This window comes from Micromonospora sp. DT68, from assembly GCF_049847245.1.
GTDB classification, from domain to species: domain Bacteria; phylum Actinomycetota; class Actinomycetes; order Mycobacteriales; family Micromonosporaceae; genus Micromonospora; species Micromonospora profundi.
Map to the genome: position 1 here is coordinate 99179 of NZ_JBNCNZ010000009.1, position 22297 is coordinate 121475.

The 22297-nt window shown below is 72.6% G+C and carries 24 protein-coding genes; 19 read left to right on the forward strand and 5 right to left on the reverse strand.

The window, feature by feature from the left end; translation table 11 throughout:
• The first annotated feature begins 17 nt into the window (after positions 1–17).
• The 7 genes from ACPXB1_RS18235 to ACPXB1_RS18265 all read left to right on the forward strand — a co-directional run bounded on the left by ACPXB1_RS18235 (position 18) and on the right by ACPXB1_RS18265 (position 9113).
• Positions 18–1028 (forward strand): Gfo/Idh/MocA family protein, encoded by a 1011-nt coding sequence (locus tag ACPXB1_RS18235; RefSeq protein ID WP_425735570.1) that lies wholly within the window; start codon positions 18–20, stop codon positions 1026–1028.
• Positions 1021–2109: a zinc-binding dehydrogenase gene (locus ACPXB1_RS18240; protein WP_425735571.1), complete on the forward strand. Its 1089-nt coding sequence runs from the start codon at positions 1021–1023 to the stop codon at positions 2107–2109. The genes ACPXB1_RS18235 and ACPXB1_RS18240 overlap by 8 nt, the downstream gene beginning before the upstream one ends.
• 52 nt (positions 2110–2161) lie before the next feature.
• Positions 2162–3931, forward strand: a complete 1770-nt coding sequence (locus tag ACPXB1_RS18245) for an ABC transporter ATP-binding protein (RefSeq protein ID WP_425735572.1) — start codon at positions 2162–2164, stop codon at positions 3929–3931.
• A gap of 87 nt (positions 3932–4018) precedes the next feature.
• Entirely contained in the window at positions 4019–6310 is a 2292-nt protein-coding gene (secA2, locus tag ACPXB1_RS18250; protein ID WP_425735573.1) for an accessory Sec system translocase SecA2, read from the forward strand.
• A 346-nt stretch (positions 6311–6656) separates the two neighbouring features.
• The gene (locus tag ACPXB1_RS18255; RefSeq protein WP_355629587.1) at positions 6657–7397 is read left to right on the forward strand and encodes a GAF and ANTAR domain-containing protein; all 741 of its coding nucleotides are present in this window, start codon (positions 6657–6659) and stop codon (positions 7395–7397) included.
• A 225-nt stretch (positions 7398–7622) separates the two neighbouring features.
• A complete protein-coding gene (locus tag ACPXB1_RS18260; RefSeq protein WP_355629590.1) occupies positions 7623–8114 on the forward strand; it encodes a DUF2231 domain-containing protein in 492 nt (163 codons plus the stop codon).
• Positions 8115–8354: 240 nt separating this feature from the next.
• Positions 8355–9113, forward strand: coding sequence for a class I SAM-dependent methyltransferase (locus tag ACPXB1_RS18265; protein WP_355594848.1), 759 nt, complete (start codon positions 8355–8357; stop codon positions 9111–9113).
• 163 nt (positions 9114–9276) lie between these two features.
• Here the strand turns inward: ACPXB1_RS18265 and ACPXB1_RS18270 are convergent, their stop codons facing one another.
• Together ACPXB1_RS18270 and ACPXB1_RS18275 are read right to left on the reverse strand one after the other, a co-directional pair.
• Positions 9277–10227 (reverse strand): DUF3500 domain-containing protein, encoded by a 951-nt coding sequence (locus ACPXB1_RS18270; RefSeq protein ID WP_355629592.1) that lies wholly within the window; start codon positions 10225–10227, stop codon positions 9277–9279.
• Positions 10228–10259: 32 nt separating this feature from the next.
• A complete protein-coding gene (locus ACPXB1_RS18275; protein ID WP_053655767.1) occupies positions 10260–10652 on the reverse strand; it encodes an ankyrin repeat domain-containing protein in 393 nt (130 codons plus the stop codon).
• 63 nt (positions 10653–10715) lie between these two features.
• On the opposite strand from ACPXB1_RS18275, the gene ACPXB1_RS18280 reads away from it, so the two are divergent.
• From ACPXB1_RS18280 to ACPXB1_RS18325, 10 genes are all read left to right on the forward strand, one after another.
• A complete protein-coding gene (locus ACPXB1_RS18280) occupies positions 10716–11093 on the forward strand; it encodes a signal peptidase I (protein ID WP_355629595.1) in 378 nt (125 codons plus the stop codon).
• 111 nt (positions 11094–11204) lie between these two features.
• Positions 11205–11660 (forward strand): cysteine dioxygenase, encoded by a 456-nt coding sequence (locus tag ACPXB1_RS18285; RefSeq protein ID WP_355629598.1) that lies wholly within the window; start codon positions 11205–11207, stop codon positions 11658–11660.
• A gap of 47 nt (positions 11661–11707) precedes the next feature.
• Positions 11708–12196: a rhodanese-like domain-containing protein gene (locus ACPXB1_RS18290; RefSeq protein WP_355629600.1), complete on the forward strand. Its 489-nt coding sequence runs from the start codon at positions 11708–11710 to the stop codon at positions 12194–12196.
• A 123-nt stretch (positions 12197–12319) separates the two neighbouring features.
• A complete protein-coding gene (locus tag ACPXB1_RS18295; protein ID WP_425735596.1) occupies positions 12320–12823 on the forward strand; it encodes a winged helix-turn-helix domain-containing protein in 504 nt (167 codons plus the stop codon).
• Positions 12824–13083: 260 nt separating this feature from the next.
• The gene (locus tag ACPXB1_RS18300; RefSeq protein WP_355629606.1) at positions 13084–13689 is read left to right on the forward strand and encodes a winged helix-turn-helix domain-containing protein; all 606 of its coding nucleotides are present in this window, start codon (positions 13084–13086) and stop codon (positions 13687–13689) included.
• A gap of 41 nt (positions 13690–13730) precedes the next feature.
• A complete protein-coding gene (locus tag ACPXB1_RS18305) occupies positions 13731–14378 on the forward strand; it encodes a uridine kinase (protein WP_355629608.1) in 648 nt (215 codons plus the stop codon).
• Between the two features lie 166 nt (positions 14379–14544).
• Positions 14545–14943 carry a TraR/DksA family transcriptional regulator gene (locus ACPXB1_RS18310; protein ID WP_053655776.1) on the forward strand — a complete coding sequence of 133 codons (399 nt, stop codon included), beginning with the start codon at positions 14545–14547 and terminating at the stop codon, positions 14941–14943.
• Positions 14944–14991: 48 nt separating this feature from the next.
• On the forward strand, positions 14992–15864 hold the full coding sequence (locus tag ACPXB1_RS18315) for a DUF72 domain-containing protein (protein ID WP_355594830.1): 873 nt from the start codon (positions 14992–14994) through the stop codon (positions 15862–15864).
• Between the two features lie 117 nt (positions 15865–15981).
• Entirely contained in the window at positions 15982–16167 is a 186-nt protein-coding gene (locus tag ACPXB1_RS18320; RefSeq protein ID WP_355594828.1) for a hypothetical protein, read from the forward strand.
• Positions 16160–16588: a DUF2267 domain-containing protein gene (locus tag ACPXB1_RS18325; RefSeq protein ID WP_355594826.1), complete on the forward strand. Its 429-nt coding sequence runs from the start codon at positions 16160–16162 to the stop codon at positions 16586–16588. The genes ACPXB1_RS18320 and ACPXB1_RS18325 overlap by 8 nt, the downstream gene beginning before the upstream one ends.
• 42 nt (positions 16589–16630) lie before the next feature.
• Here ACPXB1_RS18325 and ACPXB1_RS18330 read toward each other — a convergent pair whose 3' ends face one another.
• Positions 16631–17398: a DUF72 domain-containing protein gene (locus tag ACPXB1_RS18330; RefSeq protein WP_197281527.1), complete on the reverse strand. Its 768-nt coding sequence runs from the start codon at positions 17396–17398 to the stop codon at positions 16631–16633.
• A 157-nt stretch (positions 17399–17555) separates the two neighbouring features.
• Here ACPXB1_RS18330 and ACPXB1_RS18335 point away from each other — a divergent pair, with 157 nt between their 5' ends.
• Both ACPXB1_RS18335 and ACPXB1_RS18340 read left to right on the forward strand, forming a co-directional pair.
• A complete protein-coding gene (locus ACPXB1_RS18335) occupies positions 17556–17861 on the forward strand; it encodes a hypothetical protein (RefSeq protein ID WP_355594824.1) in 306 nt (101 codons plus the stop codon).
• A gap of 9 nt (positions 17862–17870) precedes the next feature.
• Positions 17871–19145, forward strand: coding sequence for a cupin domain-containing protein (locus ACPXB1_RS18340; protein WP_355594822.1), 1275 nt, complete (start codon positions 17871–17873; stop codon positions 19143–19145).
• A gap of 47 nt (positions 19146–19192) precedes the next feature.
• On the opposite strand, the gene ACPXB1_RS18345 is transcribed toward ACPXB1_RS18340, so the two are convergent.
• A complete protein-coding gene (locus ACPXB1_RS18345; protein ID WP_355594820.1) occupies positions 19193–19702 on the reverse strand; it encodes a trypco2 family protein in 510 nt (169 codons plus the stop codon).
• 43 nt (positions 19703–19745) lie between these two features.
• Positions 19746–22268, reverse strand: coding sequence for a CHAT domain-containing protein (locus tag ACPXB1_RS18350; protein WP_425735574.1), 2523 nt, complete (start codon positions 22266–22268; stop codon positions 19746–19748).
• Between the last annotated feature and the right edge of the window lie 29 nt (positions 22269–22297).

A 22297-nucleotide genomic window follows, 5' to 3' on the forward strand; every position in this document is an offset into this window, starting at 1 on the left:
TCGAAAGAGGTTGTTGAATGCGGAAATGCCGGGTGGGTCTGATCGGCGCGGGCGGAGTGGCACAGCGCCACGCCCGGGTGCTGTCCGGGTTCGACGACGTCGAACTCGTCGGGGTGACCGACGTGCTGCCGGAGGCGGCGTCGGCGCTGGCCGCGCAGCACGGCGGGCAGGTCCACGGCGACGTCGCCGAGCTGCTGGCCGCCGCGCCGGACGCGGTGTACGTCTGCGTGCCACCGTTCGCGCACGGCCCCGCCGAGGAGGCGGTGATCGACGCCGGTGTGCCGATGTTCGTGGAGAAGCCCGTCGCCGTCGACCTGGTCACCGCCGAGCGCATCGCCGACCTCGTCGCCCGACGCGGGCTGCGTACCGCCGTCGGGCACCACTGGCGCTACCTGAGCGTTGTCGACAAGGCCCGCGAGCTGCTCGCCGACCGTCCCGTTCGGATGGTCAGCGGCGCCTGGCTGGACAAGGTTCCGCCGGTCGCCTGGTGGTCGGTGCGGGACCGCTCCGGCGGTCCGGTCGTCGAGCAGGCCGCGCACGTACTGGACCTCATTCGGGTGCTGGCCGGCGAGGTCACCGAGGTCACCGCGTACGGCAACGGCACGCCACCGCCGGTCGACGGCGCCGACATCGACTCGGTGACCACCGCCGCGCTGCGCTTCGCCGACGGCGCGGTCGGCACCCTCAGCGCGGCCTGCGTGCTGGGCTGGAAGCACCGGGCCGGGCTGGAGATCCTCGCCGACGGGCTGGCCCTGTCGCTCACCGAGGACGGCCTGTCGATCCGTGACGCCGACGGCGAACGGCACCTGCCCGCCGATCCGGAGGCCGCCCGGGTGGCGGTGGACCGCGCCTTCGTCGACGCGGTACGCGGCATCGGCGATGACGTGCGCGTCCCGTACGCCGAGGCCCTCGGCACCCAGCGGCTGGCCCTCGCGGTGGCCGACTCGGCGCGGACCGGAGCGACGGTACGGCTCACCGCGCCGGCCGAGTCGGCGCTGCTCACCACGGGGGTGACAGTCGATGCGTGAGCGGGTCGTCACGGTCAGCGCGCCGGGCCGGGTGGAGATCGTCGAGCAGGAGGCGGCGGAGCTGCGCCCTGGCACGTTCCGCGTCGAGACCCTGTTCAGCGGCGTCTCCGCAGGCACCGAGCTGAGCTACGTCAAGGGCACCAACCCGTACCTGCACGTCACCTGGAACGCCGACCTCGGCCTGTTCCAGCCGGGCGAGGCGAGCACCAGGTACCCGGTCACCCGGCTCGGCTACATGCAGGTCGGCCGGGTGGTGGAGAGCGCCACCCCGGCGGTCGCCGTGGGCACTGTAGGCGCCATGACGTACGGGCACCGCACCGGCTGGCTCGCCGACCCGGTCGCCGAACGGTTCGTGGCGCTGCCCGACGACCTCGACCCGCTGCTCGGCGTGTACGTCGCCCACATGGGCCCGATCTGCGCCAACGGCCTGCTGCACGCCGCCGCCGACCTGCACGGCCCGGACGTCCGGTCACTCGGCGACGGCGTACGCGGCCGGCGGGTCGCCGTGATCGGCGCTGGCGTGGTGGGGCTGCTGACCGCCCTGCTGGCCCGGCGGCACGGCGCCGCCTCAGTGGTCGTCCTCGACCCCACCGCGCAGCGCCGACAGGTCGCCGAGGCGCTCGGCCTGCAAACCCTCGACCCGGAGGCGGACGACCCGGCGGTGGTCCTCAAGACCCGGTGGGCGCACACCGCCGGTGACCGGGGCGCCGACGTGGTGTTCCAGTGCCGGGGTCAGGCGTGGGCGTTGCAGCTCGCGCTGCGGCTGCTGCGCCCCCAGGGCACCGTGATCGACCTGGCCTTCTACCAGGGCGGCGCGGACGCGGTCCGCCTCGGCGAGGAGTTCCACCACAACGGGCTGGCGCTGCGCTGCGCCCAGATCGGCAGGGTCCCGCGCGGGCTCGCGCCCACCTGGGACCGCGAACGGCTGTCGGCCGAGACCATCGACCTGCTGCGGGCGTACGGGGACGCCATCGGCAAGCACCTGGTCTCGGCGGTGGTGCCGTTCGACGACGCGGCCACCCTGCTCACCGACCTCGCCGAGCGCCGCCGCCAGGAGTTGCAGGTGGTGCTGGCAGTGTGATCCGTCGCCGCGGCGCGCTGTTCGGGTGCGTCGGCGGGCTACCGTTCCCGGCATGAGCACCCCGAAGGACGGCAGCACCCCGAAGGACCGTCCCGTCGGTCTGACCGCCCTGCTGCCGTACCTTCGGGAACACCGCGGCACCCTCGTCGTGGTGGGCCTGTTGTCGCTGGCCGGCGCCGCGGCGTCGCTGACCCAGCCCCTGCTCACCCGGTCGGTGCTCGACCGGGTGACCGACGGCCAGGGCGTGTCCCGGCTGGTAGCGGTGCTCGTGGTGCTGGTGCTGCTCGGCGCGGCCATTGGCGGACTGCGCAACTACCTGCTGCAACGCACCGCCGAGGGACTTGTGCTTACCACCCGTCGGCGCCTGGCCGCGCATCTGCTGCGGCTGCCCATCACCGAGTACGACAGCCGGCGCACCGGTGACCTGCTCTCCCGGGTGGGCTCGGACACCACGCTGCTGCGGGCGGTGGTCACCTCCGGGCTCTTCGAGACGGTCACCGGTGCGGTGATGGTGGTCGGCGCCGGCACGGCGATGGTGCTTCTCGACCCGCTGCTGTTCGGCGTCACCCTGCTCGGGGTCGGGCTGGGGCTGGGCTTCGCGGCCACCTTCGCCCGCCGGGTGCGGGCACTGGCCCGCGCCGCGCAGGAGCGGGTCGGCGAGATGACCTCGGCGGTCGAGCGGGCCATCTCGGCGGCCCGCACCATCCGGGCCAGCCGCGCCGAGGCCCGGGAGACGGAGACCGTCGCCGGCAGCGCCCGGGAGGCGTACTCGGCGGGCCTGCGCGTGGCCCGGGTGCAGGCGGTGGTCGGCCCGATCGGCACGGTCACCGTGCAGGGCGCCTTCCTGCTTGTGCTCGGCATCGGCGGGGCGCGGGTGGCCGCCGGCGCGATCACTGTGGGCGACCTGGTCGCCTTCGTCATGTACCTGTTCTTCCTGGCTCTGCCGCTGGCCCAGGTGCTGAACGCGTACACCCAGTTGCAGAGCGGCCTGGGCGCGCTGCAACGGATCGAGGAGATCCTCGCCGTGCCCGCCGAGGGCGCGGCGGACCGGCCGATGCCCGGAGGTGCAACGGCGACCCCGCGCCAGCCCACCCCGATGATCGAGTTCGACCGGGTGGGGTTCGGCTACCCCGGCGGCCAGGAGGTCCTGCACGAGGTCAGCTTCGCGGTGCCGGCCGGCACCCGTACCGCGCTTGTCGGGCCCTCCGGCGCCGGCAAGTCGACGCTGCTCGCCCTCGTCGAACGCTTCTACGAGGTGAGCGCCGGCGCGGTCCGCATCGACGGCACCGACGTGCGGGAACTGCCCCGCGACGTGCTGCGGGCCCGGCTCGGCTACGTCGAGCAGGAGGCCCCGGTGCTCGCCGGCACGCTCCGGGAGAACCTGCTGATCACCACCCCGGACGCCACCGACGAGCGGCTGCACCAGGTCCTCGACGAGGTCAACCTGAGCCACCTGGCGAACCGCACCCCGCAGGGCCTGGACGTGCAGGTGGGGGAGGGCGGGGTACTGCTCTCCGGAGGCGAACGGCAGCGGCTGGCCATCGGCCGGGCGCTGCTGGCCAGCCCTCCGGTGCTGCTGCTGGACGAGCCGACAAGCAACCTCGACGCGCGCAACGAGGCAGCCCTGCGCCGCGCCATCGACGCGGTGGCCGTCCGCCGGACCCTGCTGATCGTGGCGCACCGGCTCGCCACGGTGGTCGACGCCGACCAGATCGTCGTCCTCGACGGCGGTCGAGTGAGCGCCGTGGGCACCCACGCCGAACTGACCGCCACCGACCCGCTCTACAGGGAGTTGGCCACCCACCAACTGCTGGTCGGCTGATCCACAGGCGTTCCGTACCGACATGCCGGCAGATGACCGACCGGCCGGGCCGCAGAAGGCGGCTCGAATCGCGTACCGTTGCCGCTCATGGGTGTGTCGCAACGGTTCAAGAGCAAGTTCCGGCGGTTCCTGCAGCGCCCCGGTCACACCGTGGATCTTGCTCCGCTGGAGAAGCTGCTGCCGGCGATCGCGGCGCGCGAGGATGACCTCGTCGCGCTCGACGACGCCGAGCTGACCGAGGCCGCAGGCGTCGCCGCCGGGTACGAGGAGATCTGCGCCGTCGGCCGCGAGGCCGCTCGCCGGGGCCTCGACCAGCGGCCGTACGACGTGCAGCTGCTCGGCGCGATGTCGCTGCTGTCCGGCAAGGTCGCCGAAATGGCGACCGGTGAGGGCAAGACCCTTACTGCCACGATCGCCGCGTACGGGCACGTCCGGCTCGGCAACGGGCCGGTGCACGTGCTCACCGTCAACGACTACCTGGCCCGCCGCGACGCCCAGTGGATGGAGCCCGTCTACAAGCTGCTCGGCCTGACGGTCGGGTGGGTCAACGAGGCGTCCACCCCGCAGGAGCGGCGCGACGCCTACTCGTGCGACGTCACCTACGTCTCGGTCAGCGAGGCTGGCTTCGACTACCTGCGCGACCAGCTGGTCACCGACGTGGCCGACCGGGTGCAGCCGACGCTGACCACAGCGATCGTCGACGAGGCCGACTCGATCATGATCGACGAGGCGCGGGTGCCGATGGTCCTCGCCGGCGCCGTACCAGGCGAGCAGGACCCGGTGCACGCCGCCGCCGCGCTCGTCCGCGGCCTGCGCAAGGACCGGCACTACACGGTCGCCGAGGACGGGCGCAGCGTCGCCTTCACCGCCACCGGCCTGGCCGCCGTCGAGGCCAAGCTCGGCATCGACCTGTACGACGAGGAGCACGTCGCGCAGCTCTCCGCTGTCAACGTGGCGCTGCACGCGCACGCCCTGCTGCACCGCGACGTGGACTACATCGTCCGGGACGGCTCGGTCGAGCTGATCGACGAGATGCGCGGCCGGGTGGCCCAGCGCCGCCGCTGGCCCGACGGGCTCCAGGCGGCCGTCGAGGCCAAGGAAGGGCTGGACGCCACAGCCGAAGGCGAGGTGCTCGGCACCATCGCCGTGCAGGCGTACATCGCGCTCTACCCCAAGGTGTGCGGCATGACCGCCACGGCGGTGCTTGTCGGCGACCAGCTGCGGGAGTTCTTCGGCCTGGAGGTCGCGGTGATCCCGCCGAACACCCCGTGTGTCCGCGAGGACGAGCCGGACCGCATCTACGCCACCCGCGCCGAGAAGGACGAGGCGCTCATCGACGAGATCCAGCGCTGGCACGCCAAGGGCCGGCCCGTGCTGATCGGCACACTGGACGTCAAGGAGTCCGAAGGGCTCGCCGCCGGGCTCAACGCCGCCGGTGTGCCCTGCGTGGTGCTCAACGCCAAGAACGACGACGAGGAAGCGGCGATCATCGCCGAGGCCGGCGCGTACGGCGCGGTGACCGTCTCCACCCAGATGGCCGGTCGGGGCGTCGACATCCGGCTCGGCGGCAGCGACCAGTCCGACCAGGATCGGGTCGCCGAGCTGGGCGGGCTCTACGTGATCGGCAGCGGCCGGCACGACAGCCGCCGGGTCGACGACCAGCTGCGCGGCCGCGCCGGCCGTCAGGGCGACCCCGGTGGCTCGGTCTTCTTCGTCAGCCTGGAGGACGACCTGGTCGTGCGGCACGCCTCCGACTCGGTGCCGGCCTCGCCCCGGATGAACGCGGACGGGCTCGTCACCGACGAGCAGGTGGACTACGCCGTCGAGCACGCCCAGCGGGTCGCCGAGGGCGTCAACCACGAGATCCACCGCAACACCTGGCGCTACAGCGTCGTGATCGAGCAGCAGCGCAAGGCCCTCGCCGAGCGCCGGGAGCGTCTGCTCACCAGCGACGTGGCCGCGTTGATGCTGCTGGACAAGATGCCCGACAAGGCCGGCGAGATGGACGAGGACCTGCTCGCCCGCGCCGCCCGGTCGATCGCGCTCTACCACCTGGACCGGCTGTGGGCCGAGCACCTGGCCGAGCTGTCCGAGGTCCGCGAGGGTGTGCACCTGCGCGCGCTGGGCCGGCTCGACCCGCTCGACGAGTTCCACCGGGCGGCCGTTCCGGCGTTCAACAACCTCGTGCCGGAGATCGAAGCCCGTACCCTCGCCACCTTCGAGGAGACCGAATTCGACGAGGATTGGGAGCCCGAGGAGAGCACCCTGGTCCGGCCGACCGCCACCTGGACGTACCTGGTTCACGACAACCCGTTCGGCTCCGAGCTGGACCGGCTGATCGCCTCGGTGGGACGGCGGCTCAGCGGCGCCTCGCGCTGATCCGACCTGCCCCGCCGTCCGCAGGGCCCCGATCGCGCGTTCGTGTGCCGGTCGGGGTTCTGCGGCGCTGGGGTCGGCGCGTGACCGTTCGAGGAGCGGGCGTGCGTTCCTCGGTCGGGCGTCCGCGCGGCGTCGGGGCTGTGGCGGTGCTGGTCATCGGGTCTCCGGTCGGGCGTTCAGGGCTCCGCGGCACGTCCCGCCTGTCGGGGAGGCCCCGGGTTCGCCGTTTCGATCCCGGTTTGCGAGGGTAGTAGGGCGGGTCGGTCAAGTTCAGAAGAGAGCAGACGATGGCACACGTGACGACGTCGGCGGGACACATACGAGGGCGCACGAGGGCAGTGCGCCGGTGAACCTGGACACGCGGGAACCGGTCGTCGAACGACTCGGCGTGTTGGAGACCGCCGCACTGCTGCGGGAACTGACCGCCGGCCTCATCGCGCTGACCGATTTCGATGAGGCCCTGCTGGCGCTGGTCCGGATCACCCGGGACGCGGTGGCTGGCGTCCGCTGGTGTGGGTTCACCGCGCTGCGGGCCGGCGAGCCGGCAGGTGTGGCCGCCTCCGACGAGCGGATGGCCGGCCTCGACGACCTGCGACACGGCCCCGACTCGCCGGCCATGAGCGCCATCCAGCGCCGCGAGATGATCCTCGCCGCCGACCTGGCCGCCGAGGCGCGCTGGCCGGTCTGGACCGCACGTGCCCGTGACCTCGGCGTACGCGGCGTGATCTCCGCACCGGTCGACATCGACGACCAGGTGATCGGGGCTATCAACCTGTACGCCGGCGCCCCGGACATGCTCACCCCGCAGCACCAGTTGACAGCGATGCTGCTCGCCGAACACGCTGGCCTGCTGCTTGCCGCCGTACGCGACCGGGGTCGGCAGCAGGTCCTCGCCGACGAGCGGGACGCCACGCTTCTGCTCGACGGGGTGGTCGGGCAGGCCGTGGGCGTGATCATGACGCAGCGCGGCTGCCCGCCGGCCGAGGCCCTCGGCGTGTTGCGCGCCGCCGCCTCGTCGCTGGACATCCCGCTGCGCCAGGTGGCGGAACGCCTCGTCCGCACGGTCTCCCGTCCCCGCGAGAGCTGATCGCCGAGCGCCGCGCCGCGCCCGCCCATGATCGACTCGGGTTTCATGTAATCGGGGTGTCCTCGCGATCCGGACACCCCGATTTCCAGGAAGTCGAGTCGATCAATGTGTCGGGTGGGCGTGCCCGTTGTTCCGGTCGGTGGTGAGCCGGGCGGAATCGTTTCACAATCGGATGACCCGGGTAGCACTCTGAATTCCTGAGCTGCACAAACCTGGGGAGGACCGATGCAGAGCCGGCTGCGGGTGCAGGGGCATCCAATCCAACCGATGCTTGTGACGTTCCCGATGGGGCTCTTTGTCAGCGCCACCGTCTTCGATTTCACCGACGTCATCGGAGGGCCGGCGTTCCTCGGTGAGGTCGGCTACTGGACGGGCGTCGCCGCGCTTGTCGCCGCCGCGCTCACAGTGGTGGCCGGCATGATCGACCTGTGGGACGTGCCGGGCGACCGTACCCGTCGGACCGCGATCGCCTTCAACCTGGCCAACGCGGCGATGGCCGGCATGTTCCTGATCGCCTGCCTCGTTCGGGCGCAGTCTCCGCAGCGCGGCGCGTCGGTCGCGATCCTGGTCACCGAACTGGTCGCCCTGGCCATCGGCGGGGTCGGGGTGCACCTGGGCGCGCGGCTCATGCGCCAGTTCGACGCGGGCCGGGCCGAGGCCGGCAGCTTCGACGCGCTCGCCGGTTCCACAGTAGAAATCGTCCGTCCTCGCCCCTGACCGCCCCGCCACAACCCGGCCCCGCCCTCCGGCCCGCCCGGCCCAGCCGCCCCGCCTGCCCTGGCCTTCCCCGCCCCGGCCGGCATGGCTAGGCCCTGCTCTGTCAGCTCGGTGCGGTGCGGTGCGGTGCGGTGCGGTGCGGCCAGGTGGTGCGAAATCGGTGACGGACGGGATGCGGGTCCGGTCAGCCAAAGGCAAATGGCTTGCCGGCCGGGGCGCCGGCCGGCGAGGCTGACCGCCATGAACGACACCCGCGACGTCGAGGAATTGATCGCCGAGGCCGCCACCGCGCCCGTCGACGGCTGGGGTTTCGACTGGCTGGCCGGCCGGGCAACCGAGGAGCGGCCGCCCTGGGGGTACGCGCGGCTGGTCGCCGACCGGATGGTCCGCGCTACTGCCGCGCTGGACGTGGACACCGGCGGAGGTGAGGTGCTCGCCGAGGTGCCACATCCCCCGAAGGTGCTGGTGGCCACCGAGGCGTGGCCGCCGAACGTCGAGGTGGCCCGCCGGACGCTGCGGCGGGTCGGCGCGACGGTGGTGGCTGTCGCCCCGGAGTCGGCGCTGCCGTTTCGTGACGATTCCTTCGACCTGGTGGTGAGCCGGCATCCGGTGCGTACCGACTGGGTGGAGACGGCGCGGGTGCTGGGCCCGGGTGGGACGTACCTGTCGCAGCAGATCGGGCCGGGCACCATGCGGGAGCTGAGCGAGGCGATCCTCGGTCCGTTGCCAGCGCCGGCAACGCGGCACCCCGAGCAGGCGGTTGCCGACGCCGAGGCAGCCGGACTGCGGGTGGTCGACCTGCGGCGGGCCAGGCTGCGTGCGGTCTTCCTCGACATCGGCGCGGTGGTCTGGTTCCTCCGCAAGGTGATCTGGACGGTGCCCGGGTTCACCGTGCAGGCCCACCGTCCCGCGCTGCTGGCCCTGCATCGCCGTATCACCACCGAAGGCTCCTTCGTGGCCCACGCCGAACGTTTCCTCATCGAAGCCACCCGCCCCTGATTCCCCGCACCGTCGATCATGGAGTTGTGGTGCCTCACAAAAGCGACGTATCGGGGCGCGCCGCCCACCACAACTCCATGATCGACGCGGCACGGCGTCTGGGCTGATGCCGGCCGGGGTCGGCGGCATGGTCATCGGCAAGCGCGGCGCGGCGCGGCGGGCGTTAGTGGGGGTGGGACTTGTGGTGGGTTGCTAGGACGTCGGTGCCGAAGTCGCTCGCGGGGCGGCGGAGCACTGTGTGCGCGTGGTTGCCGTCCTCGCTCGTGTTGTCGTACTCGATAAGTAGGTCGTGGCCCTGCACCCGGTAGTAGTGCCGCTGGCCCGGTCGGGTCGGGCCGGCCCAGGCGAAGTGCAGCTGGCCGGCGTCGAGGCGGGCAGCCTCCGCGGTGGCCAGTTCGGGCGGCAGCCGGTCCAGGTAGAGCGCGACGATCTGGTGCAGCAGCGCGCGTCCGGTTGGGCGGAGCCGGTCGGCAGGTACGCCGAGTGGCTCCAGTGGGCCGTCGACGTGGGGGCGGGTAGCGCTGATGATGTCCGCCGGTGCCTCGTCGGCGATGATCGCGGCGGCCCGTTCGGTGGGCCCGAGCGCGTCGAGGAGGTCGCGGGCGAGGTCTTCCTCGACGCCGAGCGGCCGGGAGACGGGGCGTCCGGCATAGCGGACGGCGGCCGGGTTGGCGCCGAAGAAGATCGGGGCGGGGGAGACCTGGTCGTCCACCACGGTCATTGTCACCGACAGGTGGTGGCCCTCCAGCCGCCACGCCCACCGGTCGTCGCGTGCCGGATCACCGAAGACTGCCACCCAGTAGTCGCCGCTGTGTCGCCCGCGCCGCCATCCCTCGGCCCGATCGAGGACCTCTTCCAGCGCGATGATTGCCATCGCCTGCGCGTACGCCGAAGGGCTGAGCGCGGTGGCCAGGAGCCGGTGCGCGGCCTTGCGCCCGGCGATGTCCAGGTCGGCGAGGCTGACGCCGGGGCGGGGGCGTGGTCGGTACTCCAGCCAGCGGCGGGCGTTATCGTCGTCGAACGCGTAGCCGGCGGCGGCGCGAGCCGGGGGGTCGAGAGCGGCCAGCAGCGAGGTGCCGGCGGCGCGCATCTGCTCGGACAGGGGACCTTCCATCGCCCCTGTATACCGGTCGGTCGGGGTCGGCGTCAGCCCGCCCGGAGCAGCTCAGCCATGTCCGGCAGGTTGAAGAACTGCGCGGTGTCGGCCGCCGACGGGTTGCCGTACGCCGGGTCGGCCCCGGCGGCCAGCAGCGCGCGGACGGCGTCGGCGCTGCTGCGGAACACGGCGGCGGCAAGCGCGGTCTGCCCCCGGTCGTTGGTGCGGGTGTGGTCGGCGCCGCGGTCGAGCAGGGCGGCCACCGTGTCCGGGTGGGCGTGGTAGGCGGCCAGGATCAGCAGCGTGTCGCCCTTGTCGTTGGTGAGGTTGACCGGCAGGCCGGCGTCGATCTGGGCGGCCAGCTCCTCGGTGGAGCCGGCGCGGGCCAGGTCGAACATCCGGTGCGCGAACGCGAGGGTCTCGGCGTCAAGGTCGTCGGTCACCGGTCCAGGCTAGCCGTCGGCGTCCTGATAGGTTGCTCGGCCGGCAGGCTGGGGGAGGGTCCGATGGGCGAGACGGTCTACGTGGGCAACGCGGGTGTGGACGGCGCCGGCAACGCGGGCTGGCTGCTCGGGCACTTCGCGCCGCCGGGGGAGATCCGGCACAGCACCGACGTCGAGGTGAAGTGGGGTGTGCACCGGCCGGGGGAGGCGCGGTCGCGGTGGGCCACCGGGGAGCGTCGGACCACGCTTCTCGTCCTCGTGCAGGGCTGTTTCCGGGTCGAGTTACCGGACCGGACGGTGCGGTTGGCCGCGCCGGGTGACTACGTGGTGTGGGGCCGGGGGGTGGATCACTCCTGGTACGCCGAGGTGGCGTCGACGGTGCTGACAGTGCGGTGGCCGTCGGTGCCGGGCTACCGGGTGGACCCACCGGTGTTGCGCTGAACCGTGGCCCGAGGGCTGGTGTCCCGGCATGTGAAATTACCTACTAAACCTATAGGGTTTGACGGCTAGAGTACGGAGGCACCCCGTCGAACGACCCGCGAGGAAACACCGATGATCCACTACCGCACGGACACCGACCTGCTGGCCGTCGCCGCCGAATGGGCCGACCCGACCAGGTGGCCGGTCGCACTGCGATTCGACCCCGTGCAGCGCTGGTACGCCCGGCTCGCCACCGGCGTCGACCACGAGGTGTGGGCGCTGAGCTGGCTGCCCGGCCAGGGCACCGACCTGCACGACCACGGCGGGTCCGCAGGCGCGTTCCGGGTGGTCGCCGGAGCGCTCACCGAGGAGACGGTAAGCGGAGGACGACTGAGCCCCCGGCTGCTGCCCGCCGGTTCCGGTCGCCGCTTCGGCTCCCGGCACGTGCACGTCGTCACCAACCGGGGTGTGACGCCAGCGGTGAGCGTCCACGTCTACCGGCCGGCGCTGCGCCGGATGACCCGCTACGACCTCGTCGACGGCCGTCTGCGCGCCGCCGAGGTCGCCGAGGCCGGCCGGTCCTGGTGAGCGACCGTCGGCACCGAATCACCCCCGTCACCGGAAGGAACCCGATAATGCAGGTCATCGCCGACCACTGTCCGGCTCCCGTGCCGCCACCGGGCTCCCGCGGCATCGACGAGATCCTGGCCGCCGCCCGCGCCCGACTCGACAGGCTCGACCCGGAGCGGGCACACCTGGCGTACCGGGCCGGCGCCCTGCTTGTCGACATCCGGCCGGCCGCACAGCGGGCCGCGCACGGCGTCGTGCCGGGCTCCCTCGTTGTCGAACGCAACGTGCTGGAGTGGCGCTTCGACCCGCGCTGTCCGTCCCGCCTGCCCCAGGCCGTCGACTACGACGTGCCGGTGGTGATCCTCTGCCAGGAGGGCTACACCTCGTCGCTGGCCGCCGCCGCGTTGCAGGACATCGGCCTGCACCGGGCCACCGACGTCGACGGTGGCTTCGCGGCCTGGCGGATCGCCGGCCTGCCGGCCCTCGGCCCGACCCCGCTGCACCACGCGTCCCCCCTCGCGTCCCCGGTCACCGCCGGCTGGGCGCGCCGCTGACCGTCACGCCGCACCGGGCGTGGCGGGCGTACCGCCATCTCAGGAGGCACCATGTCCGTCGTCGCCATCCCCACGCGTCCCCACCCGGTGGCCCGCCCCAGCCGCCAGCGCACCGGCCCGACCCTGACCATCACGCTGGATCTCACCCCCGGGCCGCTGAGCCCCCGGCTGGCCCGGCTGGTGCAGTTGCTCGGCGAACTGGCCGAGGCCGGCGAGGGGCAGCTGAGCACCACCGGCACCGCCGCCGTCGTCGCACCGGCGCCGCCGCCCGCGACCGCCGCCGTCGTCGCACCGGCGCCGCCGCCCGCGACCGCCGCCGCCGACTCCGACCACGTGCTCATCCTGGCCGGCTCGCGGGCGGTCCGTTGCGGTGACCGGGTGGTGGCGCTGACCCGCATCGAGTACGACCTGCTGCTGTTTCTGGCCGAGCACCCGCGCCGTGTCTTCACCCGGCTCCAGTTGCTGTCGAACGTCTGGGGTTACGAGCATGCGGTCGTCCGCACCGTGGACGTGCACGTACGTCGCCTGCGCGCCAAGCTGGACGGCGTGGAGGTGGTCACCACAGTCCACGGGGTGGGCTACCGGCTGGCCGACGAGGCGCGGATCAGCGTGGACCACACTCGCTGACCAGCGGGCGGGCGGCCGATCGGAGGCGGGTCGCGGCGACCCGGTGAACAGGACGGGGACCCCCGTATCGGGGCATCCTGGCGGCTCTGCTGTAATCATCTGACGTCGCACGCAGAGCGAGCGTCTGGCTGCGATGTGTTCGTCAATTGTCACATTCATGCAACGCAGCCGCCTCTTGACCCTCGCTCAGGCGCCGGGAAGCATCGATGGAGCGGCGTCCCGGGCCGTGGGGAGATACCCGGACCAGCCCAAGGAGGACCATGTCGGTCAGCCCTGCCTCGTCGCGCGCCGGATGGCACACGTCGCAACCCGCGGTTCCCGGTCGACCCCCTGGCGGCCAGCGCCGTCCGGCGAGCACCGTGGCACCGATGCTCACTGTGACGCTGTCCATTCCACTGGCCTGCGAGGAGTCACTGACCGCACCGGCACGACGGCTGCTCGAGGCGGCCCGCGAGATGCTCGAGCAGGGTGAGGGCGTTGTCGTCAACGCGGTCCCGGCCGAGCGTCGCCCTGACACGCCGCCGGCCACGAGGTCGCCGGCCCGAGCGCTCACCCCGACCATCCCCGCCCTGCACATCCTGGCCGCGTCCCGGTCGGTGCTGCGCGACGGCGAGCCGCTGCCGCTGACCCGCCTCGAGTTCGACCTCCTGCTGCACCTGGTCGCCCATCCCCGGCGGGTGTTCACCAGGCTGCAACTGCTGAACGCCGTGTGGGGCTACGAGCACGCGGGCGTGCGTACCGTCGACGTGCACGTCCGCCGGCTGCGCGGCAAGGTCGGCGTGGACGTCCCCCTTGTCACCACCGTCTACGGCGTGGGCTACCGGCTGGCCGACGACGCCCGCGTCACCATCGACCGCACCGGCTGACCGCCGCCCTCCGCCTGTCCCACGCGGGGCAGGATGGTCCGGTGCGTATCCGTCCCATCTCGCCCGACCTGCTCGTCGCCGAGCTGACCGGCCGGCTCGTCGAAGCCGCCACCGAGGCCGAGCCTGCCCGGTTGCGGGTAGCCGTCGACGGCGCTCCCGCCGCCGGCCCGGACGAACTGGCCGAGGCCCTCGTGGACCCGCTGCGCGCCCGGGGACGCCCGGTGCTGCACGTCCGCGCCGCCGACTTCCTGCGGCCCGCCTCGCTGCGCTTCGAACTCGGCCGGACCAACCCGGACTCCTACTACGAGGGCTGGGTCGACGAGCCGGGGCTACGCCGTGAGGTGCTCGACCCGGCCGGCCCCGGCGGCGACGGCCGGCTGCTGCCGTCGCTGTGGGACGCGACCGCCGACCGGGCCAGCCGCGCCAACTACGTCGAACTGCCCCCCGGTGGTGTGGTTCTGGTCAGCGGCGCGCTGCTGCTCGGCGGTAGCCTGCCCTTCGACGTGACAGTCCACCTTCAGCTGTCGCCGGCGGCGTTGCGCCGCCGCACCGCGCAGGCCCAGGAGTGGACGCTTCCGGCCTTCGACAGGTACGCCGAGGAGGTCGTCCCCGCCAGCTTCGCCGACGTGGTGGTGCGGGCCGACGACCCTCGACACCCCGCGCTCGTCGAACCAGCCGTCGATGGCTGAAACGAGGCGAGAATTTCGCCGGTTTGGCCGGCGTCCCCGGCGGGTACTCGCCCGGCTCACAGAGCGTGGGTGACCGCCCGCGTACCGGATGCGACCGTGACCGGGGCTTTCCGCCGCCGGCACCCGGTTCACCTTGAGCCACCAGGCCCAGGAAAGGCAGGCAGCGATGCTCGTCCACGACACGGTCGGTACGGGCCGTTCCCAGACGGAGATCGACCAGATCCGGCTTTCCCTCCAGGCGCGCTACGACGAGCTGACCGCGGAGTACGAGCAGACGGTTCTCCAGAGCCAGGTGCTGCGCCTGGTCGAGGTCGGTGACACCGCTGGCGACGACCAGGCCGACAGTGGCACCAAGACGGCCGAGCGGGACACCGCCCAGTCGCTGCTGCGGACCATCCTGGACCGGCGCGCCCAGTACGAGCACGCGCTCGGTCGGCTCGCCGAAGGCACGTACGGCTGGTGTGAGGGCTGCTCGGCGGCGATCCCAGTGGAACGACTGGAGATCTTCCCGGCCGCCACCACGTGCGTGACCTGCAAGCAGACCCGCGAACGGCGGGCGGCCTGAGCGACGCCAGCGGTTGCCGGTCGGTCCGCGACACGATGGACTCAACACATGGGTGACATTCTCGTGGGCACCGCGTCGTGGACCGACCGCACCCTGCTGGACTCCGGCTGGTATCCGCAGACGGCGGACAACCCGGAGAAACGCCTGGCCTACTACGCCCGGCAGTTCCCGCTCGTCGAGGTGGACGCCACCTACTATTCGCCGCCGGCCGAGGCGACCGCGCGGCTGTGGGCCGAGCGCACCCCGGCCGGCTTCACGTTCAACATCAAGGCGTTCAGCATGCTCACCGGGCATCCGACCCGGGTCAACGCCTTGTACAAGGATCTGCGGCCGGACACCGACAAGAAGAACGTCTACCCCGACGACCTGCCCGCGCAGTCGTACGAGGAGGTGTGGACCCGTTTCCTGTCCGCACTGGACCCGCTTGTCGAGGCGGGCAAGCTGGGTGCGCTGCTGTTCCAGTTCCCGCCCTGGTTCACCATCAAGCGGGCCAACAAGGAGTACCTGCTGGAGGTGGCCAGGCGCTGCGAGCCGCTGCGTCCGGTCTACGAGTTCCGGCACGCCTCCTGGTTCGACGGCGACAACGCCGACGAGACGCTCGCCTTCCTGCGCGAGCACCGGCTGTCGTACGTGTGCGTGGACATGCCGCAGGGCCACCGCTCGTCGGTGCCCCCGGTGCTTGCCGTCACCGGAGACCTCGCGGTGATGCGCTTTCACGGCCACAGCGACAAGTGGACCAGCAAGGACATCCACGAGAAGTTCGGCTATCACTACTCGAAACGGGAGCTGGCGGACTGGGCGCCGAAGCTGCGCGAACTGGCCGACGAGGCCGGGCAGACCCACGTGCTCATGAACAACTGCTACAGGGACTACGCGCAGACGAACGCGAAGACCCTCGCCGGGCTCCTCGACACCGCCTGACGGGCCGGCTCACCCGATCCGGGTGGGGCCGGCTCACCCCTCTGACCGGCACTGTGCAGGGGTGCGTGGGGTCGCCGGTGGCGACCATGCGCCGCAGACGACACGGAGGTGACACCGATGACTGTTCGAGTGGTGAGCGATCGGCGGCGTGGCGCCGTCCTGCGCGTGGTCGGCACTGCCGACAACGCCCGGCGCGCCCCGCAGGGCAGCCCGGTACGGGCCCGTCGCGGGCCGGCGGGACCGCCGCGACGTACCGACGACAGACGGTGGGACATCACGGAACGGGGGACGACCGATGGCTGACACGATGATCTCGGCGTTTGAGTCCTCGTTGGACAAGACGAACCTGATCCTCAAGGACATCGAGTCCGCCTACGGGTGGCCCAAGGAGCGGCGCAACCAGTCGTACGCGGCGCTGCGCACCGTCCTGCACCTGCTGCGCGACCGGCTGCCGGTGAACGAGAGCGTCGAGTTCGCCCAGCAGTTGCCGGTCCTGGTGCGGGGGATCTACTTCGACGGTTGGAACCCGTCGGACGTCCCGATCAAACTCAACCGGGACGACTTCCTCTACGAGGTCCGCCAGGGCTTCCCGTACGACGTGCAGGGCGGCCCCGAGCGGGTGGCGCAGGTGGTGCTTGACACCCTGCGTCGGCACGTCACCCAGGGCGAGTGGCAGGACGTGAAGGACACGATGCCCAAGGATCTCGCCATGATGCTGCCGTGACACGCTGCGGCCGGACGCCCGCCCGACGACAGTCGGGCGGGCTCAGTCGTCGGAGGCGGGCGACGGCACCCGGGACACCGGGTGCCCGGCCTTGCGGGCGAGCGCGGCGAAGGCGACAGCGTCCACGATGGCAGCGCCGCCGGGGTCGTTGTTGAAATAGACGTACGCCGGCTCGTCCGCGCCGAACGCGTCGGTGAGCCGGCGCACCCACGAGCCGAGCGCCGCGCGGCCGTAGCGGGGCCACGGCCGTGCCCGCCCCTCGTGCAGCCGCAGGTAGCCGAAGTCCGTCGTACGCCACTGCGGGGCCACCGGTCGACCCAGCCGGTCGGCCCAGACCAGCGCCGCGCGCCGGCGTTCCAGCACCGCCCGGGTGGCGTCGGTCCACCACGACGGGTGTCGCGGCTCGACGGCCACACGCACCTCGGCGGGAAACAGCCGCAGCGTCGCGTCGAGGGCGTCGACGTCGGCCCGCAGGTTCGGTGGCAGTTGCAGCAGCACCGGACCGAGCCGGTCGCCGAGCGCGGTGGCCCGGCCGAGGAAGCGGGCCACCGGTTCCGCCGGCTCGCGCAGCCGCTTGATGTGGGTGAGATAGCGGCTCATCTTCACTGCCACGCAGAAGTCCGCCGGCGTACGCGCCCGCCACGCGGCGAACGTGTCCCGCTCCGGCAGCCGGTAGAAGGCGTTGTTGACCTCGACGGTGGCGAAGCCGGCCGCGAAGTGCTCCAGCCAGAGCCGCTGGGGCAGTTGCTGCGGGTAGAAGCGGCCCCGCCAGTCCCGGTACTGCCAACCGGAGGTGCCCACCAGGATCACCGCCCCATCCTGGCACCCGGGCCCGCCGTCGGTGAACTGCCCGTGTCGCCCTGTTTCGGCGTCTACGGTGTGGGTTAGAGAAGATCGCGTGTGGGGTACCACCCGCTGCACGACGAACCCCGGCGTACGGCGGGGCGGCACATCCGAGGGAGTTCCCATGGCACTCAACGATGACGACATGCAGACCACCGGTGGCGGTGGCCTGGAAGGCCCGGCCGATGGTGGCGCGACCCCCGGTCAGCACGACGGTGGTGCCGATGGCAGCGCGGAGGGCCCGGCCGACGGCGGTGCGACCCCCGGCCAGCACGACGGCGGCGCGGACGGTGGCGCGGAGGGTCCGGCCGACGGTGGCGCGACCCCCGGTCAGCACGACGGTGGTGCCGACGGCGGCGCGGAGGGCCCGGCCGACGGCGGCGCTACCCCTGGCCAGCAGGACGGTGGCGCTGACGGCAGCGCCCGGTAAGGCACAGTCGTGACAGATCTCGACCCGCCGGGCGGCCGCAGCCGCCCGGCGGTTCCGTCCGCCGACGCCACCGCGGCGCTGGCGCGCTGCGTCTCGGTGGAGCCGGCAAAGTTCGCCGCCGCACACTGGGGCCACACGCCGCTGCTGTCCCGCGCCGCCGACCTTCCCGACCCGGCGGGCTTCACCGACCTGCTCAGCCCCGCCGACGCCGACGAGCTGCTGAGCCGACGCGGTCTGCGTACCCCGTTCCTGCGCGTCGCCAAGGACGGCCAGATCGTGCCGGCGGCCCGCTTCACCGGCGGTGGCGGCGCCGGCGCCGAGATCGGCGACCAGGTGCTCGACGAGCGGGTCCTTGAGCAGTACGCCGCCGGCGCCACACTCGTGTTGCAGGGGCTGCACCGGATCTGGCCGCCGATCGTCGACTTCGCCCGCGACCTCGGGCTCGCGCTGAATCAGCCGCTACAGGTCAACGCCTACCTCACCCCGGCTGGGAGCCAGGGCTTCGCCACCCATTACGACACCCACGACGTGTTCGTGCTCCAGGTCGACGGGCGCAAGCACTGGCGGATCCACCCTCCGGTGCTGCTCGACCCGCTGGAGAAGCAACAGTGGGGTGGCCGTGCCCACGAGGTTGGCGCCACAGCGCAGGGCCCCGCCGCGCTGGACGTGGTGCTCGCCCCCGGCGACGCCCTCTACCTGCCGCGCGGCTGGCTGCACAGCGCCCAGGCGCAGGAGGCCAGCTCGCTGCATCTGACCGTGGGCGTCCGGGCGTTGACCCGCTACGCCCTGGTCGAGGAACTGCTGGCGCTTGCCGCCGAGGATCAGCGGCTGCGAGCCAGCCTGCCGTTCGGCACCGACGTCGCCGACCCGGAGGCCATCGAGCCGGAGCTGACCGAGACCGTGGAGGCGCTGCGCGACTGGCTGCTGCGCGCCGACCCCGGCGCGGTCGCGGCGCGGTTGCGCCAGCGCGCCTGGCCGGCAGCCCGCCCGGCGCCGATCCGCCCGCTGGCCCAGGCCGCCGCGCTGGACGCCCTCGACGCGGAGTCCCGGCTCGCCCTGCGCCCCGGCCTGCGCTGGCAGCTCGTGCCGCACGGGGCGGACACTGTGGCGCTGCGCCTGTTCGACCGCACCATCACCCTGCCGGTCGGCTGCGAGCCGGCGGTTCGGGCGCTGCTCACCGGAGCCGTCACCCGGGTCGGCGACCTGCCCGGCCTGCCCGACGACGCCGACCGGGTCACCCTGGCCCGCCGCCTGCTGAGGGAGGCGGTCCTGGTCCCGGCCTGAACGTGGCAGTCGTGGTTCCGGCCTGAACGTGGCGTGGCGTCTGCGGCTCAGGCCGCCGCGACCAGCTCGATCCGGAGCGTGTTCGTGACCTCGTCGGTCAGCTCGCCCTCCGCGCCCACCGAGATCGTGCCCTGGTCGGTGACGCCGAAGACGAGTTCCACAGTGCCAGCCCTGAGCACCAGCGGGTCGTCGCCACTGGTGCCGGCGGCGACCGCCGCGCGGATCGTGGTGATCGCGTCGACGAGGGTCTCCTCGACCGCGGCGTCACGCAGTTCGTGCTGGTCCGGGAGGTCTTCGGGCACGAGGGTGATGTCGATGGTGTGCGTGCGTTGCCGGGAGTGGCTGCCGCCCACCTTGACCTTCCAACCGATCACCGGCACCCGGAAGTCCAGGCCACCGCCCAGCTTCGTGGTGGCGACGGCGCTGAGGGTCAGCTGCACCGACGCGACACGCAGGTCCCGGTGCGTGTCGGTGCTGGAGATGCCGGCCCGCTTCACCGCGCTCTTCACGGCCGACACCAACTCGTCAACGGGAACGCTGTCGTCGATCACGTCCATGCCGCACATGTCCTTCTGCGTGGGTGGGGGACCGCCGGCCCGGTCAGGCGGCGGTGGCGAACGGGTCGCCGTAGACGGTGTAGGCCAGCCAGGTCGGGTCGAGGGGGTCGTCCTGCTGCCCGGTGCGCGCCGCGAGGGCCGCCGCGCCGAGCGTCTCGCCCTCGGCCAGCGCCTGGTAGAACGTCGTCGCGAAGCGGGCCGAGCTCTCCGAGCGCACCGCCCACAGCGTGCCCACGAATGCGCCGGCACCGGACGCCATGAACTGCTGCGCCCACCCGAGCATCCTGGTGTACGTCGGGGTCACGCCCGCGCTGCGGCACGCATTGATGAAGACCAGCGGAACGGCGGCCCGCAGCGGTTGGCGGATGCTCGCCTCTGCCAGCAGGGACGGCCGGATCCGTCCGCCGTCCAGGTCGATGAACGAGCCGTCCGCCGAGAACGTGTTGTGGCAGGCGAAATGGATGGCCCCGAGCGACCCGGAGTTGATCAGGTCGAGCAGCTCGTCCGCCCGGGTGATCGGCTCGCCGTCGCCCGCCCCGAGGATCGCCCGGATCGCCGCGACCTCCTCGTGCGCTCCGGTGGGTGCCTTCGCCGGCAGCACGAAACGCGGGTTGTCCAGGCCGATCGCCGCTGTCGCGTGCTGCCCGTATGTGCGCCGTACCACCGGGACCTGCTCGACGAGGAAACCGGCGTCCTGCTGGGCACTGAGCGGATAGAGCAACTCCCACGGCACCACGTCGTAGTCCGTGGCGATCGTGAAGGCGCTCATGCTGCCTCGGACCTGCCAGAACTGGTCCTGGATCTCGCGCGGCACCAGTTCCGACCACAGTTGGATGCCGGCGGACCGGATGACCTGGCGGGTCATTGTCGCGCTGTCACGGGAGCCGCCCCGGGCCACCTGCTGCAGCTCCCGGATGGCGTTCTCCACCGCCGCCGTGGGCGCGTTGGTGACCGACTCGACGACCGGTGCGAACAGCACGCCATGGTCGGAGCGCAACTGGAACGTGTACCGGGTGCCGTCGAACCGGACCTCCATTGTGACCTCGCCCGGCCGCGCGCGCGGGGTCGGCAACGACGCCCGCCTCGGCTGCCCGTCCCGGAACGGGCCGCCGGCTGCCACCGACACCTCGACGGACACCTCGGCGAGGAAGGTGCCGCCGGCCCAGGCCGTCACGTCGAGGCGATGCAATCCGGGGGTACGCGCGCTGTAGCCGAACCGGATCGGCGGCGGGTCCTCGCCCGGCCGGACCAGCATTGTCTGTTGCAGCGGCCCTTCGGCGCGCAGGCCGGCGGGTGCGTGCACGGTGACGGTGACCGGTGTGCCGGCGTCGAGGACGACGAGGCTCTTCATCCGGGCGATAGCAGCGTCCGGGTGCACCGTCCGGCCCTCGGTGACGAGCCGGACGTCGACGCTCAGGTCCTGACTCACCGGCACCTGGGCGGGCGCGCGTGCCACCAGCAGCCGCGTGGGCTGCGGCCGGGCGCCCGCACTCGACCCGGGTCGAGTGCGGGCGCCCATTACCGGGGGCGTCCGACCGGCTCCCGGCCTGCGATGGTGGCGCACCCTCCAGCTGAACGCGCCCACACTCGCTCGCTCCCACCGGGACCACCTGTCCGTGTCCCCGGTGCCGGGCTCCAGCCGCGTGCGCGCCGATCGGAGGGTGATTCCGCCAGGTGCGAGCAGGTCGGAGTCGAGCAGTTCCCGGACGGCGGCTGCGGCGTCGCCGATCTCGCTGACGCCGAACTGCCAGGTGATCGGTCGGCAGGTGTCCAGCAGGAAGGCGCGGACCGGGGGCACCGCGTCCGACACCGCACGCCGGACGACCTGCGCCGGGTCGGTCACCCGGAACACGGCGGCGATCGACGCCCGGAAGTGGCGCCCGAAGTCCTTCGACGGCAGCGGGACGTGGAGAACGACGCGGTGTTCGTCGGTGTCCACCTCGTACCGCGTCGAATACCTGGCGACGTCGCCGGGTGACCACAGCCTCGGCGTGGCAGCCTCGGCGACCTCCAGATCGCCGGTACGGGTCGAGTAGACGACTGCCGCCCCGGGTGCGGGCGGCGGCATGGCCAGCCGCACCGGCGCCTCGTCGAGCAGCACCGGCACCGACCGTCCGGTGGCGGCGGTGTCCGTCACGACGATGGTGGCGAGGTCGTCGACGAGCCGACGGTTGTCCGAATAGGCGCTCGGCACGCGGACCCGCCAGAACCGCGCGTCGCCGAGTGGCCGTAGGGCGGGGGGCAGATCTGCCTCGGTCGGCTGCTCCGCGTCGTCCACCAGCACGCCAATGACCGGGACGTCCAGCGCGAAGGCGGTCTCCACCTCCTGGCCGACGGCGTCCGAGGGACCACACGCCGGCCCGTCCACGCTGGCACGCCACCGCGATCCGATCACGGCGATCATCGCCGTGGACTTCGCCAGGCGGCGCAAGCGGCCGGCGTCGGCTATGGCCGACGGGGGGCGAAAGACGCTCGCGCTGCCGAATCGGGCGGTCAGCGCGTCGTCGATCAACCGCGCCACGAAGCTGTCGTCGTCGCGGTGACAGCTGAGGAAGAAGCTGACCATCGCGCGTACCGTATCGGAGATCCGGCCCC